The sequence below is a fragment of the Plebeiibacterium marinum genome (assembly GCF_026013615.1).
GTDB classification, from domain to species: Bacteria; Bacteroidota; Bacteroidia; order Bacteroidales; family Marinilabiliaceae; genus Saccharicrinis; species Saccharicrinis marinus_A.
The window spans coordinates 40,700-59,619 of the sequence record NZ_JAPDPI010000018.1 but is presented as its reverse complement, the minus strand read 5'-3'; the positions used below and the strand labels follow the sequence as shown (position 1 = coordinate 59,619).

Annotated in this window: 16 protein-coding genes; 8 read left to right on the top strand and 8 right to left on the bottom strand. The window is 37.1% G+C overall.

Translation table 11 applies throughout. The features are described 5' to 3' along the window. Window positions 1–27: 27 nt before the first annotated feature. Window positions 28–1,137 carry a DUF4831 family protein gene (locus OM074_RS10160; protein WP_301199363.1) on the bottom strand — a complete coding sequence of 370 codons (1,110 nt, stop codon included), beginning with the start codon at window positions 1,135–1,137 and terminating at the stop codon, window positions 28–30. Window positions 1,138–1,149: 12 nt separating this feature from the next. After that, complete coding sequence (locus tag OM074_RS10155; protein WP_301199362.1) at window positions 1,150–2,679, bottom strand: NAD(P)H-hydrate dehydratase; 1,530 nt, start codon at window positions 2,677–2,679, stop codon at window positions 1,150–1,152. 294 nt (window positions 2,680–2,973) lie between these two features. Between OM074_RS10155 and OM074_RS10150 the strand changes: the two genes are divergently transcribed. After that, a complete protein-coding gene (locus OM074_RS10150) occupies window positions 2,974–4,494 on the top strand; it encodes a peptide MFS transporter (RefSeq protein ID WP_301199361.1) in 1,521 nt (506 codons plus the stop codon). Window positions 4,495–4,688: 194 nt separating this feature from the next. Further along, complete coding sequence (locus OM074_RS10145) at window positions 4,689–5,696, top strand: transglutaminase domain-containing protein (protein ID WP_301199360.1); 1,008 nt, start codon at window positions 4,689–4,691, stop codon at window positions 5,694–5,696. Between the two features lie 3 nt (window positions 5,697–5,699). Here the strand turns inward: OM074_RS10145 and OM074_RS10140 are convergent, their stop codons facing one another. The 5 genes from OM074_RS10140 to OM074_RS10120 all read right to left on the bottom strand — a co-directional run bounded on the left by OM074_RS10140 (window position 5,700) and on the right by OM074_RS10120 (window position 12,949). After that, window positions 5,700–6,641 carry a TonB family protein gene (locus OM074_RS10140; protein ID WP_301199359.1) on the bottom strand — a complete coding sequence of 314 codons (942 nt, stop codon included), beginning with the start codon at window positions 6,639–6,641 and terminating at the stop codon, window positions 5,700–5,702. 26 nt (window positions 6,642–6,667) lie between these two features. Then, the gene (locus tag OM074_RS10135; RefSeq protein ID WP_301199358.1) at window positions 6,668–7,063 is read right to left on the bottom strand and encodes an ExbD/TolR family protein; all 396 of its coding nucleotides are present in this window, start codon (window positions 7,061–7,063) and stop codon (window positions 6,668–6,670) included. Window positions 7,064–7,131: 68 nt separating this feature from the next. Continuing rightward, window positions 7,132–7,521, bottom strand: a complete 390-nt coding sequence (locus OM074_RS10130; protein WP_301199357.1) for an ExbD/TolR family protein — start codon at window positions 7,519–7,521, stop codon at window positions 7,132–7,134. A 150-nt stretch (window positions 7,522–7,671) separates the two neighbouring features. Beyond that, a complete protein-coding gene (locus OM074_RS10125) occupies window positions 7,672–8,364 on the bottom strand; it encodes a MotA/TolQ/ExbB proton channel family protein (RefSeq protein WP_301199356.1) in 693 nt (230 codons plus the stop codon). Window positions 8,365–8,545: 181 nt separating this feature from the next. Then, window positions 8,546–12,949 carry a translocation/assembly module TamB domain-containing protein gene (locus OM074_RS10120; protein WP_301199355.1) on the bottom strand — a complete coding sequence of 1,468 codons (4,404 nt, stop codon included), beginning with the start codon at window positions 12,947–12,949 and terminating at the stop codon, window positions 8,546–8,548. Window positions 12,950–13,215: 266 nt separating this feature from the next. Between OM074_RS10120 and tsaD the strand changes: the two genes are divergently transcribed. The 5 genes from tsaD (at window position 13,216) to OM074_RS10095 (ending at window position 16,285) form a co-directional block, all read left to right on the top strand. Further along, window positions 13,216–14,235, top strand: a complete 1,020-nt coding sequence (gene tsaD, locus OM074_RS10115; protein ID WP_301199354.1) for a tRNA (adenosine(37)-N6)-threonylcarbamoyltransferase complex transferase subunit TsaD — start codon at window positions 13,216–13,218, stop codon at window positions 14,233–14,235. Between the two features lie 126 nt (window positions 14,236–14,361). Continuing rightward, entirely contained in the window at window positions 14,362–14,652 is a 291-nt protein-coding gene (locus OM074_RS10110) for a PqqD family protein (RefSeq protein WP_301199353.1), read from the top strand. 20 nt (window positions 14,653–14,672) lie between these two features. Then, window positions 14,673–14,906 (top strand): hypothetical protein, encoded by a 234-nt coding sequence (locus tag OM074_RS10105; RefSeq protein ID WP_301199352.1) that lies wholly within the window; start codon window positions 14,673–14,675, stop codon window positions 14,904–14,906. 8 nt (window positions 14,907–14,914) lie between these two features. Continuing rightward, window positions 14,915–15,817 (top strand): hypothetical protein, encoded by a 903-nt coding sequence (locus OM074_RS10100; protein WP_301199351.1) that lies wholly within the window; start codon window positions 14,915–14,917, stop codon window positions 15,815–15,817. 24 nt (window positions 15,818–15,841) lie between these two features. Next, window positions 15,842–16,285, top strand: coding sequence for a S24/S26 family peptidase (locus OM074_RS10095; RefSeq protein ID WP_301199350.1), 444 nt, complete (start codon window positions 15,842–15,844; stop codon window positions 16,283–16,285). Window positions 16,286–16,304: 19 nt separating this feature from the next. On the opposite strand, the gene OM074_RS10090 is transcribed toward OM074_RS10095, so the two are convergent. Then, the gene (locus OM074_RS10090; protein WP_301199349.1) at window positions 16,305–16,511 is read right to left on the bottom strand and encodes a hypothetical protein; all 207 of its coding nucleotides are present in this window, start codon (window positions 16,509–16,511) and stop codon (window positions 16,305–16,307) included. Between the two features lie 302 nt (window positions 16,512–16,813). Here OM074_RS10090 and OM074_RS10085 point away from each other — a divergent pair, with 302 nt between their 5' ends. Then, window positions 16,814–18,628, top strand: coding sequence for an ABC transporter ATP-binding protein (locus tag OM074_RS10085; protein ID WP_301199348.1), 1,815 nt, complete (start codon window positions 16,814–16,816; stop codon window positions 18,626–18,628). Window positions 18,629–18,920: the final 292 nt, after the last annotated feature.

The window sequence follows — 18,920 nt, the reverse complement described above, 5'->3', positions numbered from 1 at the left end:
CCTTAGTTTTTTGACTAATTGATTATGTTATTGGATGCTAATCAATGCACCTGTAACAGGACATATTTTTATTACAACTTTTTCTTGCTCCAAGATTGATGCAGGCATGGAAACAACCTGTCCATATTGGGCCAGAGAAACATTTTTTGAAGATATCTCTTTATTCTTGTCAATTATCTGGATTGACGCTGTTCCTGGAAGGCAATAAAAAAGTCCGTTTTTAATTGGATTTTTATTTGGTTCTGTTGCTTTGTTCTCCAACTTTTTAAAAGTGGCAGCATTCAATTTGAAATATATTGGAGTGCCAGTAATATCCATTGGGTCAACAATGCCTTTTTGTTTTGAAAATCTGCAAATTACATGGTTGTTGTATGAGCTGATTGGGTCGGGGATAACCAAAAAAGTTTCTTTTTTAGTGAATGATATTTTTTTTCCGCTGAACAGTGAAACAAAATCTTTTTCAAGTTTATTTAGTTCTTCTAAAACGGTTTTGTATGCTTTCCCATCTGGTGGCAGGTTTTCTAATTCACCAGACAATAGATCAATGCGGTTATTCCTGATTTTATAAATCATGTTTGCTGCTTCTTGTGCCATTGCTGCAGTGCTGGTTTTGTAAAGCAAGTCCTCGTGCAGTGGAATGTTGTCAAAATTGATGTCGCTTAACGATGGGTTATCACACTTTTTTTTCTTTTGGCAAATATTGCTTTTTGTGTTGACATCATTGTTGTTTATCCCGGCTAAGATTCCATCGTGGGTAAGGTTTACCATGGTAGCCGAAGTGTTGCCTGTTGAAAAAATACTATAGCGCTTGTTTTCGTCGGGCACACCTATGGCAGTGATTTTAATGCCTTTAATGGCCCACTCTTCACTGTCTTCAGTAATAACCTCGGCAAGGTTTAAAAAGCGCTGAGAATATCTGTAATAGGGGCCTGTTTTTTTTATGGTTTTTTCAGACTCGATTTCAACCCTGATTGCTGTTTTGGGTAGCAGGTAGGATAGAGATTCCTGAGTGGCATTGCTAATGTCACTGGTTTTCTTTACTTCTGCACTGATTGGATTTTTCTTTTGGCCTAAAGCTGCGACCGATAAAAATATGGTCAGGGATATGGTAAGAACTGTTTTGTTTATTAAATACATTTTATTTGTGTTTTATTTTGATTGTTTTCTTAATGATTTAAACGCATTGCCAAGGTTAGTTATTATATCCGAGGCAATCAAAGATTCTTCAGATTCATTTTTTAAGGCGTGGTCCCCTGCCATGCCATGAATATATACGCCAGCTAGAGCAGCATCCTTCTCCGAATAACCCTGAGCCAGCAAAGCTAATATAATTCCTGTTAAAACATCACCACTTCCGGCGGTGGCCATACCCGGATTTCCGGAACTGTTAAAATAGCAGTTGCCGTCGGGTAATGCAACCACAGTATGGGCTCCTTTTAAGATTGTAATTACATTGTACTGTTTGCAGAAATCTTTTAATATTTCAAGCCTGTGCATTTCGTTTTTCCATTTGCCTGCAAGACGTTCAAATTCTTTGGGATGGGGTGTTAGTATGGTGTGCTTGGGGAGTTTTACCAATAAAAATTTATTTTGACTTAAAATGTTTAAAGCATCAGCATCAACCACAAGCTTTTGGTCAGACAGTTGGTTTAGCAGTTCCTCAAAAGCTGTTGCGCTATTTCTTTTGGTATCCAGACCGGGGCCAATTCCTAATGCGTTATAATTGTTGAGTTGTGGGAATTCAGTAAAAAACATTTCCGACCTGTCGATGCTTGTCATGGCTTCAGCTACGGAGTTTTGGATGATTTGGTAGCCCCAGTGGGGGATGTGAGCAGTAAGTAAACCAACACCCGCTTTAAGGCAAGCCCTTGAAGCCAATACTGCAGCACCCATTTTTCCATAACTTCCCGCAATTAACAAGGCGTGACCAAAATTGCCTTTGTGGCTGAATTTATCACGGCTTTTAATGATGGATTGAATCTTGGATTTATCTGTGTAATAGTTTGTTGTTTGTTGTAAATCGATACCTTTTTCAAGGAGTCCAATGTTTAGTATTTCCCATTTGCCAACATATTTAGCGTTTTCTGGTAGTAAAAATGCCAGTTTGGGAAGTTGAAATGAAAGGGTGATATCTGCTTCAATAATTCCGCCTTCAAGTATCCTGGAGCTGTCGTATTCAGCAAACAGTCCGGATGGTATGTCAATAGAAATGACTGTATTTGTACAGTTGTTAATTTGTTCTATAACTTTTTTTGCCAGTCCTCTGGTTGGGCGGTTTAACCCTGATCCAAAAATGGCATCAATAAAAACAACATCTTCGTTGAAACATGAGAAATCAATATCGCTAACATCTGTAATTTCAGATATAATATTAGGTTTGGTTTTTCTTAATACTTCCAGGTTTGTTTGGGCATCGGGAGAAAGGTGTTCTGAAAACTTGATAACAAATACTTTAATATTAACAGGTAATAGCGATAAATATTTTGCCATTACCAATCCATCACCTCCATTATTCCCCGTTCCACAAAAAATAGCAAAAGAGTACTCCATGTGATTGTTTAAAATCCAATCCGTAGCTGCAGAGGCAGCACGATCCATTAAGTGAAGTGAGGAAATTGGTTCGTTTTTGATGGTATATTGGTCAATTTCTCTGATTTGATGTGGAGATAATATTTTCACGATGTCTAAATTTAAGTTTGCACTAAGGGGTTACTAAAGTAGTCTGATGATATTTGATATAGTAATTTACAAAAAAAGGATTCTGATATCAATAAATCTCAATATCTATTGGTTCCAATATCATTTTTCTTCTATATATGATAAAATGCACTAAATTCATGCCTCATTTTATCTACATTTGCCTGTATTAGCATTTTTACCATGAAATTATAAGGCTAATATCAATAAAAACGGTATAAAACAAATATAAGGAACAAATTACCTTGAAACATAAAATTTAAAATATATTATAACATGACTAATAACGATAAAGCTTTTTTTGGACACCCAATGGGATTGTCAACTCTGTTTGCCACTGAGATGTGGGAGCGATTTAGTTATTATGGAATGCGCGCACTGCTTGTTTTGTTTTTAACAGCAGAATTGGCTACAGGAGGATTTGGCCTGAACCGGGAGCATGCATTTACCATTTACGGAATTTTTACAGGATTGGTTTATGTAACACCGCTTATTGGTGGTGTACTTGCTGATAAAATCCTTGGACAAAGGATGACTATATATATTGGCGGTTTGACCATGGCTGTTGGTCAGTTTATGTTATCTGTTTCTGCCATTGGTGGGGATAACCTTGAGAGCAGGCAATTCTGGTTTTATGCCGGTTTAGGTGTTTTGATTTTGGGAAATGGCTTTTTCAAACCCAATATTTCAACCATGGTTGGGGATTTGTATGATAACAATGATCCTCGTAAAGACGGAGGTTTTACTATTTTTTATATGGGGATAAACCTGGGTGCCTTCTTATCTCCTTTTGTAGCTGGTTACCTTGGAGAGGCAATTAGTTGGGAGTATGGTTACCTGTCGGCTGGTTTAGGGATGTTGCTTGGTGTTATCTGGTTTTTAGTAAGGTCGGAGAAAACCCTTGGAAACATAGGTTTGCCCCCTAAAACAAAAATGGATCGCACCAGGTTGAAGCCTGTAGAATGGGGACAGATAGCATTGTATGTGGTAGTAATGGTGTTTGGTGTAATTGGTTTTATGAAAGGATGGGCTGCATTATCGGATGGAGCACAAACCAGTATACCAAGGATTGTAGGAGCACTTGGAGGAATATATCTTTTGGTATCTATAATCAGAGGAACTGAAACAAAAGAACAATGGGCCAGGGTTGCTGTTATTTTAATATTGGCTTTCTTTAATATATTTTTCTGGGTAGGTTTTGAACAAGCAGGTACTACATTTAACCTGTTTGCTGCAGACAACACTGACAGAATGATTGGGAGTTTTGAAATACCAGCCTCATGGTTTCAGTCTATTAATGCAATTTTTATTGTAATTTTTGCGCCGTTGTTTTCCATATTATGGCTGAAATTGGATAAGTTTAAATTGAATCCCAAAACCCCGTTTAAGTTTGCATGGGGGATGATGTTGTTGGCAGTAGGTGCTGCGGTGATGGCTATTGCAGATGGCATTTCCAATGGGGGTGAAGTAATGGTTCTTGTTTCTCCATTATGGTTAACTTTAGTTTATCTTATTTTTACCATGGGTGAACTTTGTATTTCGCCTATTGGATTATCTATGGTAACAAAATTGGCACCTCCTAAATTGGTTTCTACATTAATGGGAGTATGGATGTTCTCTTTTGCCGCAGGAAACTTTGGAGCGTCACAAATGGAGAAATTGTCTAAGTCAGTTGAGGTGGCTATGGGGCAACCGGTAAATGTATTCTGGTTTGTTTCCGTAATTACAGGTATAGCAACGGTTTGTTTGTTTATATTAGGGCCATGGTTAAGTAAAATGATGAAAGGAATTAATTAAAATATTTTTATTAAGATAAAGCCCGCTGGATATATTTCAGCGGGCTTTGTTTTTATATAATATCAGCTTTTTATAATATTAATGGTATAAAATGGTTTGCTTATCAAAATATCATATCAATTTAACACTACTTGAGTTAAATGTTAACCAGGGTTGCTATTTTTGCAGCTTATATGAAAAATACTGTTTTATAGATGAGAATATTAGGTTTTATAGTTTATATATTGTTTTTATGCGCACCATCATCTTTTTCACAAATAAGTGATGTGGTAAAAGAGCGTATAGATTCTGATTATAAAGGCATATCCGATATAAAGCATTTTGGTGCAAAATTAAACCATGATTTCTTTTCGAAAGATGATAAGCTTGGTGCTATATATTATTGGATTTGCACTAATGTAGAAATTGATGTAAAGAAATATTTTAGCAAAAATGGTGGCTATACCTATAATTTTAAATATAAAACGAGAGAAGAAAAAGTAAGGAAAATCCAGGAAACTGATAATAAGATGGCATTGGAGGCTTTTCGTTCAAAAAAAGCTACAGGGAAAGAATATGCCCATATGTTTAAAAAAATGTGCGATAATGCCGGGATTGAATGTGAGGTGATATCGGGTTGCCTAAAGAGTAAGTATGAGGATATAGGAAGGAAGCCTGGAAGATCAGATCATTTATGGAATGCAGTGAAAATTGATGGCAAGTGGCATCTGATTGATTCTTTTTGGGGTGCTGGATATTTAAATGAACAGGAGCAAACCTTTACCAAACAGTATTCCGAAAGGTTTTATATGTTATCTCCGGAAGAATTTTTTTTAAATCATTTCCCTAAAAGAACACAGTGGGTGTTGGTTGACAGGTCGCCTCAGGAATTTGAAGCCTTGCCATTATTCCACTACCAATATTTTTTCTTGAACATGAATTTACTAATCCCTGCCAAAGGGATAGTTTCTGTGGTTTCAAAGGGAAAAATATCTGTAGTTTTTAAAGAAAAGGGAGAAGGGATCAATACGCAAGATCTGTTTGGTTTTTCATATGGTTTTGAAAAGGATGAAACACTAGCCAAGATTATTCCCTTTAAAAAAGGGGAGTATGTTAAATTCCAGATACCTGTGCCGGACTTGAAACACGATTATTTTAGTATTTATTTTAAGGGACAACCGGTGGTTACCTATAAAATAAAACTGCCTGCAAATACTTTTTAATCCTTAATTCAATACAAAGTGATAAGTGATGGTTCCTTTCTGAAATGCAGCGGCATTAGGATCAGAGTTGAATTTTGCTTTTTTTGCAGCGGCAATGGCAGCAGCTTTTAAAGTTGAATTTTGAGTAGTGGAACCTTTTAGTTGATATACTGCACTTACTACCTTCCCGTATTTATCAACAGTTACCTGAACTACAACAATCCCCTCTTCCTGAATTCCGTAGCTGGGTTGAGGAAGGGAGCCAACCAATGAGCGACCTGTTAAGTCAAATCCTGAACCGGAATTGCCCAGTCCACTACCTGATCGGTTTTTACTGTTGGGATCTCCTGTTACGTATCCTTGGTTTCCTGATCCTCCGGCATCTCCTTCAGAACTGCTGTTACTGTTTGATTTTCCAAAAGCACTGCCAACTTTGTTTCTGGCTTCGTCAGCAATACGTTGTTCTTCTTCCCTTTTTTTGCGTTGCTCTTCTTCTATGCGTTTTCTTTCTTCTTCTGCTTTTCGTTCGGCATCCGCCTTTTCTTTGGCTATTCTGTCTGCTTCTTCTTGTTCTAAACGTTCTTTTTCTTCTTTAGCCTTTCGTTCTTTCTCTTCCTGTATTTTGCGTATTTTTTCTGCTTCTTCTTTTTTCTTTTGCTCTGCACTTTTTATTTCGGGGGCTTTGTCATAATCCTGGGTTTTAATGTTCTCTTCAGTTTTGGGTGCGGACTTTTCTTTTGGGGTTGGTGGAGGAGGTGTTGTTTTGGGTTGAACAGGTGTTGGTGTGCTCGACGACTTCGGTGGCTCAACTTCTCCCAGTCCGGTTTCTACATTTCCCAGGTTTACTAATATGCCTTCTTCTTGTTGAGGCAGGGTAGTTAAACCAAAGACCATAAGCAAAATAAGTATAATTGCATGAAATACAATTGAACCAATAATACCGTGTTTGTTATATTTTTTTTGCATTGCCTTGTGTCGTTTATTTTACCGGATTATTTGGGTTGGGTTGCCAAAATAAGTTTGTATTTGTTTTTTATGGCTATATCTCTAATCTTTCCTACTACAGAAAAGGGAACTGATTCATCAACGTGAAGCGCAATATAAGTTTCCGGTTCTGCATTCATTATTTCCTTCAATCTTCGTTCCATTCTCCAAAAAGAAACCTCTTCGCCCTCAATAAAATATCTTAAGTCTTTAGTTACAGAAATAGTGGTATTGGGTTTAGCTGAAACCTGATGGTCACTCTTGGGAAGGGTTAAATCGTTATTGGCAACAGGGGTTACAAGAGTGGATGTGATCATAAAAAATATCAGCAACAGAAATACAATGTCAGTCATGCTCGACATGCTAAATCCTGAATCCACCTTGCTTCTTCTTTTTAATCCCATTGTTATTTTCTATTTAATATTCGCATTATCCAACTCAGGACTTCATCCTTCAAGTCTTTAACTTCCAACTACCTAATATCTAGTACTACTTTAATGGCATGCGATTCTGCAATGTCCAATAATCTTGCCACATCACCGGTGGGAGCATTTTTGTCTGTCCTGAGTTTTATGTAGGTTTTATCCGTGCTCTTAAAATATTTTAACAGGGTATTTTCCAATGCACTTTCGTTAACCCTTTTATTCTCTACATAAAAATTTCCGGCGGAAGTAACTCTTGCGTTTATAAACTTTTCAATCACTACCTTTTTTGTTGCTTGTTTGGGAATGAGCAACTTGATGGCATTGGGGTGAACCATGGTAGAGGTAATCATAAAGAAAATAAGCAACAAGAATACAATGTCGGTCATGCTCGACATGCTAAAGCTTGCATTTATTTTCGATCTTTTTTTTAAAGCCATTATAACTAGTTTGTCAATAGTTTATAAAGTTTATAAAGTTTATAAAGTTTGTAAAGTTTTAAAGTTTGTAAAGTATTTGATCAGAAGTTGTCAATAGTAATCTAAGCAACTTTAAACTTTCAACTATTATACTTTCAACTTTGTACTAACTTATGCAACAGGTTCGTTCAGTAAATCCATAAACTCCATGGTTCTGGCTTCCAGTTTAAATACTACTTTTTCTACCCGGGCAACTAAAAAGTTATAGGCAAAATAGGCCATAATGCCAATAGCCAATCCTGTTACTGTTGTTACCATGGCAGTGTAGATACCGGAGGACAGCAAACGTACATCTATGTTGTTCCCGGCGTTGGCCATGTCAAAGAAAGCCCTGATCATACCAATAACCGTTCCCAGAAATCCAATCATAGGTGCGCCTCCTGATACTGTTGCTAAAGTTGGCAATCCTTTTTCAAGTCTGCTTATTTCAAGGTTGCCCACATTTTCTATTGCAGTGTTTACATCCTGAAGCGGACGGCCAATGCGGCTGATTCCTTTTTCAATCATGCGGCTTACCGGATTGTCAACTTGTTGGCATAGCGCATAAGCTGAGTCAATCTTCCCGTCAATGATATATTCTTTTATTTTGTTCATGAAGCTTAGGTCTTCAGCTGCCGCTTTTCTAATGGCAAAAAACCTTTCAATAAAAATATACATGGCAACAAATGATAAAAAAATCATAGGGACCATGATCCATCCGCCATTAATGGCCATTTCAATGTAATCCATTTGGTTTTGTGCAGATGCAGCAGCTGCATCTACAGCTTCTGTGGGTGTTGATTGTATGAATGTAAGTAGACTCATGAAATTCAAGTGTTAAAATATTTTTGGTAAAAATATAAATAGTTTCAAAATGATAACGGATTATTGTTTATAAAATTATGCAGAGAGGATCTATTCGTTGGTTTTCGTGTCTATTCCAAAGGTTTAAATATTAAAGCTGAAGAGAATCCAATATATTATAAGTGAAACGTACAGGTTGCTTCTAGTCGTCTTCGGGTTTAACTTCCTTTTCTTTTTTGGCTTTTCCGGTAAGCCAGTTCCAGTATTTCCTGATCAATTCGCCAAAAGTGTTGAATTCTTCCTGGTACGATAAGCCTACGCCCTGGGTTGTTGGTGAGTCGTTATAAGTGAAATCGTCGTTGCTGTGTGTATAGGCTTTTGCCCTGAGCGAACCGGATTTGTTTAACTTTACATCCATATCAAAATCGCCAACAATGTTACTTGTGTTCTGTTGGGTGGCGCTATATCCTCCATATTCAACATTCCCGTTCAGTGAAACCCGGTTGTTAAATATTTGCGTTGATAATGCCACTTCAATTTGCTCACTCGATATTTCATCTTCCGGACGGTAATTAATACCCACATCCAAATCGCTGCTGATTTGCGAAAGCCAATTGCTCAGGTAACTGGATAACATCTCTGAAGTGGTTGTTAAGGCTGCTCTGTTTACCTGGTTGCTGTTGCCGGTGCCTGAATTGTAACTTGGGGTAAAAAATTTGTTTAATATGAGCAAAGAAAGAACCTGACGGTTTAATTCTTCTTCTGTACTAATGGCATCTTCAATAATATTTTGGGTTGATTCTTCCATGGTGGGGGCCGAGATATCAAAATGTACTGAAGGTTGGGATAACCGGTCTCCTAAAATCAAATCACAGTTAATGGGGATGCGTTTATAAATTTCGCTGTTTTCGGAAATTTCGTCGGTGGAGGGGGCAACCAATGGTTGTATGGATGTTTTGATCTTGTATGTGGCCATAATATCTATTAAGGCATCATAAGGGTCTCCTTCCCATATTACCGTTCCTCCTTTGTTGATGTTAAATCTTTTGTTCACCACATTTTCCAGTGAAAACAGGTAGTCCCCGTCTTCTGCGGTATAATCTCCATAAAAGTTGATGTTTCCTTCTTTGGATATCTGAACCTGGATGTTGCCGTGCCCTATGGTTTTCAGGATGTCACCAACTGAAGGGTCGAAGATAACTTGTATTTCAGCGTCCTCAGTTACTTGTAAACCCATGTTCATGCTAAAATTTGAAAGGTCTACCTGGTATTCGTTTGTTTTTTCTAAGTCCGTATAAAGCGAAGTAGTATCTGCATGGCTGATAAACTGGATGAAATTGTTATCGAGCGACTCTTCTTTATCGGTTATAGGAATGTAAAATTTTGTTTTCCCTTCTGTTTTTCCTTGTATATCAATGTTTAAATCGTTTGTCAGCCCTTTAACCGAAAGGTCTCCTGATCCATATACTGTTCCATAGTAATAGGGGTTGTCCTGTACTTTGGTGTTTAATAAAAGCATATTATCAGCTCTGGCATATAAATCATAACTCATGCCCCGGAACAAGGTATGGAGGATTTCACCTTTAAAGCTACCGGTTTTTCCTTGGGGATCTGTTATGGTCATATTTTTAAATACGATAGAATCCTCGGTTAACCTGATGCTATCTTTTATATAAAAGGAACATTTAAGCAGATTTACATCAAACATAGCATTGTTAACATGCATATCCCCATCAATGTCAATATCCTTACTGTTGTTATTCAGGTTTACATGCCCGGATGCTGTGCCCCGGAAATTTTGAGCTACTTTGCTTAAATATAAGTCCAGGAATCCAATGGGGATGCTGTCAAAATCAAAGGCAAATTCAAAGTTTTTGTTTTTGGGACTAAAAAAGCCTTTGCCAACCATGGGCGTTATTGCATTGCGTTTGGCTTTAGTATCTAATACAACCGCCTTTTTTTCTTTGTCCCATTGAGAGTTGATACTTAAATTTCCGATTGATTCATTGTTAACAACAAAGTCGTTGATGATAATATCGCTGGTTACGATGGGGGAATGAATGTTCTCTTTTATTTCGATACCTCCATTCAAAATACCCCCAAACGATAGCCTTTTGATATTAAAGAATTGGGTACTCTCGCTAAGGTCGATATTTCTGAAGTAGGCTGACAGTTTATGGTTTCCTTGGTTGTACACAGAACCATTTATGCTGATCTCCTGGTTAAGGTGGTGGGTGCGGAATGTGTTGATCCGCATTCCGTTTGGATTGAAGTTGAATGAACTCTCCTGTATGGTCCAGGTAGTGTCGTTTATGATTATTGCAGATGGAAGTAGCTGGATGTTAGCGTATAATTCGCCATTGTATGATTTGTTAAAAGTGGAGCTGGTAAAAATGGCCCCGCTGTTGGTCTTCTCTTCCCAGTTGTTCCAAAATACATTGTTAACCAGTGTGTCGTTGCTGGCTTTTTGAGAGAGGGTAAAATTATAGAAAGGCAAAAAGTCGGATATTGAAAACTTCTCAAACCTTAATTCGTTGGATACTTTTTGGTTGTCGCTTTTTAAATGCAGGTTGATGTTTTCTCCTTGCAGCGATTTGTACTTGAGTTCACTAAAATCGGCGTAAATTTCCATGTGGCTGTTTGCATGGTTGTATTCACCGGAAATGGTACTGTTGTCTGATATTTTAATTTTTGGATTAAGGTTAAAGAGTAATTCTTCTATGTTTTTGGTTTTGATATAAAAGTTTATGTCGCAAGGTGTTTCATTAGTCAGGGTTTTAATATTAAACAGACTGGGAAGGTAGGAGTGCAACAGGTTGTTGGCTTGTATAGGTAGTTGCTTTAATTGGTAATCCCCGCTTAATTCAGCTTCAATCAGGTTGGATGCAACTTTTAATTGCCTGAAATTTTCAGCTTCCTTTATTGATGTAATGATGAAACTATCGAGCTCAAATGTGTTTTTATCAGTTATGATGCTGCCATTCAGTAGTTCTATATCTCCTTCTATTTCGTTTAAGTTTTTACCGTATAAGTATGAGTGCACTTCGGCATTGATACTGGTGTTTTCAATGGAAGGCGCTATTTGAAGGTTTGCCAGGTTCAGGTTTTTGACAGAAGCATTAAAATCAAATTCAGGAACTTCGTTTTCAAAATCCATTTTTCCATTGAAAGAAACTTGTGCATTAGGGTCGTTTAGCGAAATTTTACCATTAAAACGCTTGTTTGAAAGCAAGCCGTTTAAAACTATTTTTTCGTAATTATAGTGATTGTAGTCAATGGAGTCAATTGTTCCGTTTATGTATGCATTAAAATGTTTGTCCTTGGTTCTGTAACCCTGCACGGAGACATCCATGGTAATTTTATTCAGGTTTTCTTCTGAGTTAAGAAGTTTTCCTATGTTTAATGAGGTTGTGTTTAAAAAACCGGAATATACCAGTTTGTTGTCTTCTGTTATTTTAATGCCCAGGTCGGTTTTTATTTTCCCTATATCAGTTGTAAACTGCCCATATGCAACCAGGTTGTCAATAAATCCGGAAAATTTACCGCTGTATTTTATTTCGCCTAGTTGATCAAAAGATTTTGGCAAACTGAAATCGTCAGCATTTTTATACAGGGGCATAATCTTAGTGAGATCAGGAATATTTGTTGAAAGCTCTTTTACATTCAAAAACAAAAATGTTTCGCTGAGGTTTGGGAGCCCTTGTATGTCGAAATGGGTATTCAGGCGAGTGTCAATTCCTGCATTGATATGAATGTTGCGCCCTTTGATATTGCCTAGTGTCCCTTTTAATATCCCTTTCATGTTAATGGGATATTTTATTTTAGGAAAGGCAGGGAGAAAGTACGCTATATCCTGATGTGAAGCAGAAACGGAATTGATGTCAATAAAAAAGGGCATCTGGGCAAAATCCCTGTTTGCCTTATTTGTTGAATCAAGTTTCAGTTCCAGTTGCTGTATGCTCACATACGAATGTTTTGTCTTTGTTTTTAGTTGTTTGATAGTGAAACTACTATTCCCTGCAGCAATAATTCCTTTGGTGTTGTTTATGGCAAAACCCGACTTTTCAATAAACGACAGGTTCTTTATCTGTGTAGAAAAAGAATCTTTAAAGGTTTTAATCCTGTTAATGGTGAAGTTTAAATTTGAGATTTGGATATTGCCGGGATCAAAAATGTGGTTTTCCTGTTGTTTGTTGTTGGTTTTGTATAGTAATCGGCTGTTTATGAGCTTAAACTCAGTTGTGTTGTATTTCCATTTGCTACTGCCGGATTGTCGGGTTTGGATTGAATCCAACACGGTTTTAAAATTAAATTTGTTGTCGATTTTGTAGAGCTTTGAAATGGCATTTTCGGCAGTTATCCTTCCAAAGTATAACTGGTTCCTCGAAAATACCAGCGAATCAATATCGGCCTTCAGGCTTTTTACATACAAGAGCGTGTCGTGGTTGGTGTCTTTTATAATAAAGCCTTTTACCACAATACTCTTTATGGGCTGGATGTTTATTTCTTCTAAAGATACTTCCACACCAAAATCTTCTGATAGCCGCGATGTTATCAGTTGGCCAATTGAATTTTGAACACCTGGTATTAATACAGCAAAGTACATCAGCAGGGGTAAAATAATCAGGCCCAGGATGGAATAGAATAATATTTTATAAGATTTTTTAATAATTTTGCGTTTTTATATTGCAAAAATAAACAAAAAGGTGATTTAAATGCACTGTTTTATGGGTGCATAGCAAACATTTTGCCATAGATTATAGTTTTTTGATAATAAATGTTCAGAGGTTGTTTGTTGCTGGAGTGGAAACAGGAAGTTGTTTTTCTGTTTTTGCCAATAACCAATAACCAACGACTAATAACTATTATATAATGAGTACATATATTTTGGGTATTGAATCTTCGTGCGATGATACTTCGGCTGCAGTTTTTAAAGATGAGGTGATCCTTTCAAACAGGATCGCCAATCAGGATGTGCATAAGTCTTATGGAGGGGTTGTGCCGGAGTTGGCATCAAGAGCTCATCAGCAAAATATTATACCGGTTGTTGATCAGGCATTGAAAGATGCCGGAGTGGATGCAAAAGACATTAATGCAGTTGCTTTTACACGTGGCCCCGGGTTGATGGGATCGCTGCTGGTAGGGACTTCTTTTGCAAAAGGATTTGCATTGGCTAATAATATTCCATTGGTTGAAGTAAACCACCTTCATGCCCATGTGCTGGCTCATTTTATCAAAGAACCGAATGAGGATACGGAACACCCGGAATTCCCTTTTTTATGTTTGTTGGTTTCCGGGGGTAACAGCCAGATAGTATTGGTAAAAAGTTATACCGAGATGGAAGTTGTGGGGCAAACCATTGATGATGCAGCTGGTGAGGCTTTTGATAAATGTGCAAAGGTGATGGATTTGCCATACCCCGGTGGTCCGTTGATTGATAAACTGGCCAAGGAGGGCAACCCGGATGCTTTCCAGTTTGCGAAGCCCAGGATAAAAGGTTATGACTATAGTTTTAGCGGATTGAAAACTTCGTTTCTGTATTTTTTAAGGGATCAGTTAAAGTTTAATCCGGATTTTATCGAGGAGAACAAAAGGGATCTTTGTGCCTCTTTGCAAAAAACAATAGTAGACATACTTTTGGATAAGCTGGAAAAGGCTGCAAAAGATTTAAAAGTGAATCAGATAGCGCTTGCCGGAGGTGTTTCGGCCAACTCGGGATTGCGTGAAGGATTGGTCAGTCTGGCCCAAAAGAGAAAATGGAAAACCTTTATACCTAAGTTTGCGTATACTACCGACAATGCGGCCATGATTGCCATTACCGGCTATTTTAAGTTTCAGGAAGGACAATATGCCAATCATGAGGATGCTCCATTTAGCAGAGTGGTGTTTTAGTATAAAAAAATGACCATTTTATTAAAAAGTACCATACTTTAGTCAAAACTGGTGAAGTATTTTACCAAAAGGGTAAGGTATGAATATGTTTTTTTATATTTTTGTCGCGAACTGAAAATTAGATAGATGGATTTTTCAAAAGTCTACTACAAGAGTGAGGGTTTTGTGGAGAAAGCTATTGGTAGTGAAAAAGTGTTGGTTCCGTTAAGCGATAATGTGGCAGATATGAACCATGTATTGACACTTAACGAGGTTGGGACTTTTTTGTACGATGGGATAGACGGTGAAAAATCTTTGGATGAAATTTTTAGTTTGTTGCTTGAAGAATACGACGTTACCGCAGAGGTAGCAAAAAGAGATATAGAACAATTTATTGACGAAACGGTTAATAAAGGTATAATAATAGAAAAGCACTAGTGTAAACACATTACTAGTAGATGGAAGTAAAAAGAGGAAATAAAAAAGTATATTCAAGGCCTGAGTTGGAGGTGGTAAGTGTGGATAATGTGATATCTATGGTGATGGAGACAACTTTTTCTGAGGATGAGGAAGAAGATTTATGGGGTGACCCAACAACTAAGCAAATTTCTCCAACCAACAGTCCTGCAAAAACATATACTTTATCAGAGGAAAAGGATCCGTTTGGAGGAAGTACACCTTTTGATAATTAAACCAAAGTATGTGTATTGGCATCAATTTATTGGCTTTAAATGTAGCTGATCTGGTTATTAAATTTTTTTCTCAAAGTAAAAAAATAGAGTTTGATATAGAATCTTCAGTGTTGCATTACAAAGAAAATGATGATGTACCTGAGGATTTTTTTTTAGAATATTCCCTTTCGGATACTCCTTTTATACAAGATGCGGATTGGTCTTTTGTAGGTAAGCCTGATAAAAATTCTTTCCTGAATTATTCCTGGTATATTTTAAATGAAAAAGATAAAGTAGTTATTAAAGTTGAATATGAAGATCATATTCAGCTAAAAGAGATTACTGCCGTGCTGGATTTGAAGAAGGGTAAGGGAGTTGTTGCTGTGGTGCCCCTTAGTGGAAATGTTGATGTTGTAAAGATTGATCCTTTGATTCATCCGCTAGGTTCTTTGTTGTTGCTTTATTTGGTCCATCAAAAAGGAGGGTTGCTGATGCATGCTTCCGGCATAGTAGATCAGGGCAATGCTTATGTATTTACAGGTGTTTCAGGTATTGGTAAATCTACCATGTGCAGGTTGTGGAAGGAGTGCGGCGCCCGGGCTGTTAATGACGATAGGGTTGTTTTGAGATTGCAGGGTGATGATGTAATTGTTTACAATAACCCGATGCCATACTATGCACAGTTTCCTGTACAATCTACTCTTAATAAGATATTTTTGCTAAAGCAATCGCCTGAGAATTATATAAAACCTTTAAAAGGTGTATTTGCCTATTCAAGGGTATTGGGCAATTTTATACAGCAGTTTTATGATAAGGATATGATTAGGCAGCATTTGGAGTACATTGAAAAGGTTTTGTTAAAGGTAGAGGTGTATGAGCTTGGATTTAAGCCTGATTATGATATCGTGAAACTGGTTAGAGCAATGGATTGAGTTTGTTGATGTTTTTCTTTACCTATGAAAGATTCTAGATTAGAAAATATATCCTACACATTTATTGAATTGCTTAATACAGGAAAAGAAGTTGATATCCCTGTTTATGGGATGAGTATGTTTCCTTTTTTTCTTCCGGGAGATACTGTTCGTGTGAAAAAAGTTGCAGTTCAGGATTTAATTAAAGGGGATGTTGTTGTTTTTAGGGGGTCTTTGAGGTTAGTAGCTCATCGCCTGCTGAGTTGGGATAAGAATAACAGGCGTCTTTTTTGTAAGGGAGATGGTTTAATATATAAAGACAGGCCGGTTGTATTTAATGATTATTGTGGGAAGGTGATATTGCATTTTCGGAAAGGAAGAGTGATGGAGTCTTCAAACCTGGGAAAAAGATTAATTGCTTATGTTTCTCCTTTTACAGGAATTGTGTTTTTTATATTGGGACGTATTTGGTATCGATTTTTCAAGTGATGGTTTCTTTTTAAACCTGTTAGGTCTCCATTAACGGGGCTACTAACTGGGTTTCTACCCATCTCTCCATTGACAAGGTTGTTAATTGACGGTTTTTTAACCATCTCTCCATTGACAAGGTGGCTAATTGACGGTTTTTCACCCATCTTTCCATTGACGAAGCAGCTAACTGACGGTTTTCTACCCACCTCTCCGTTGACGAGGCTGCCAACAAACGGTTTTTCACCTATCTCTCCATTGACGAGGCTGCCAATAAACGGTTTTTTACCTATCTCTCCATTGACGAGGTAGCTAACTGACGGATTTTTACCTACCTTTCCATTGACGAGGTGGTCAAAAAATCTCTTTTTTTGTACTAAATATTGGGGGATAAACGCATCCGGGAGTTTTTTGCGTTATAATAAAACGATCTGGCACATGCAACTCGCTTACTCATATTTTTACTACCTTCGACCAAAGTAAGATATTGGGTATTGCCTATAATTTTAATGCTTGATACTTTATCCTTTATATGTGATTCAAAATAAAATGAGAATAAACAGCAATAATATTTACCGTGCACTAAGGTTGGTATGGGAAAGTTCCCGTAAATGGAGTATAATAAATTTCTTTTTTGTTATACTAAAAGGCTTGATGCCGCTGATGCTTATTTTTGTGGTACAATGGTTAGTTGATGAAGTGGCTGGGTTGTATGGTCAGGGATCAAATGGTGTGTATTCCGCTTTGTTTAGGGTGTTGTTTTTTGCAGGAGTAGTTTTTGTTGTAAATGCTTTTTGTAATGCAGTTGCAGGCATTGTTCGTGAAAAACATTCTTTCTTTATAAGTGATCAAGTTCAGAACATGATTCATTCCCGTACTACATCCTTTTATTTTGCTAATTATGAAGATCATAAGTTTCAGGATGTTTATTACAGGGCTGTTAATGAGGCCTCGTACCGGCCATCTCACACCTATTATTCATTTATTGGATTGGTTCAGAACGGCATTTCTCTTTTGTTGATTGCAGGATTGCTGGCTTCGCTGCATTGGTCAATGATAATAGCGTTGCTTATAGTGGCTTTTTTAATCATCTCAATCAGGTTAAAGTATTCTCAAAGAGTGTATCGCTTTAAACGAGAGCATACCGAAGATGAAAGGTGTGTTGGTTATTATAACCGGTTGCTTACAGGGAAAGAATTTGCAAAGGAATTGCGTGTTTTTAATCTGGCAGGAATATTTAAGGCTAGGTTTGAGCAGCGGAAAGATAGTTTGCGAAATAAAAGATTTGCCTTATCTAAATTAAAAACCTTTTATGAACTTGGGGTGCAGTTGTTAACAACTTGTGTGTTGTTGGTTGTTTTTGCATTTGTTTCAAACGAGGCTATACAGGGAAATATAACCCAGGGGCAGATGGTGATGTACTTCTTGGCTTTGTATAGGGGGTATAATTTTTTGCAGGATTTTTTAGGCAGGATATCCAGTTTGTATGAGGATGGGTTGTTTTTAAAAAACTTCTTTGAGTTTTTAGATTATGATTTGATAAAAACAAAAAAAGTAGGCAGGGAGACTTTGTTTCCTGAAAAACTTAGAAAGGGAATAGTGGTGAAAGACCTGTCTTTTAAGTATCCGAATAGTGCTCGTAGGGTATTTGATAAAGTCAATTTTAAGATTTTGCCTGGAGAAACAGTTGCTTTTGTAGGCGCTAACGGGGCGGGGAAGTCAACACTTGTAAAATTGTTGTGTGGATTATACCAGCCAAATGAGGGAAATGTATTTTTTGATGATGTGGACTTGGCGACTATTAAGCCGGAATCTTTAGCTGAGAATGTAAGTGTCGTATTTCAGGATTTTATGCTGTATAATATTTCAGCAAGAGAAAATATTTGGTTGGGCGACGTGAATAAAGATATTTTGCATGTGGGGATAGAGGAAAGTGCTAAAAAATCAGGGGTTCATAACTTGCTTAATGATTTACCCAGTGGTTATGAAACTACTTTAGGTACACTGTTTAAAGATAGTGAAATGTTGAGTGTTGGAGAGTGGCAGCGCCTTGCGTTGTCGCGTTCTTTTTTTAACGATGCCCAGGTGGTAATACTGGATGAACCTACGAGTAGTATGGATGCTCAAACGGAGTCTATGTTAGTGGAAAACTTTAAGAGAATAACTGCCCATACTACTTCGATAATTATTAGCCATAGGATGTCGACCATTAAGTTAGCAGATCGGGTTGTGGTGATTGATGGCCATGGTATTGCAGAAGAGGGGGCACCGGAGCAATTGATGAAGCAAAAGGGTGTTTTTTATCGGATGATGGAGGGCGCTCATCGGGCAGGTCAAATTGGAAAAAATGATATTATGGGGTAGTTAAGTAGGTCGGGGAATATTTGATAAAATGATTTTATAAAGAGTTTCGCTTTTGGTGAAGCTCTTTTTTTGTGCTGTGATGTATTGTTTTGTATTTAATTGCTAATTGTCATTAAAAATACCGAAGAATAATGCTAATAGTTAAAAAAATCCAATAAAATATAGAAGTTTGACTAAGGTGTTAAAGTATTCTATAAAAAAGTTGATTTATTTGATTAAAAGCCCTAATTATTGGTCAAAAAAGTGAAACCCTTTTGAAAATATACGTACAAATCTAATGTCTGCCTATTTT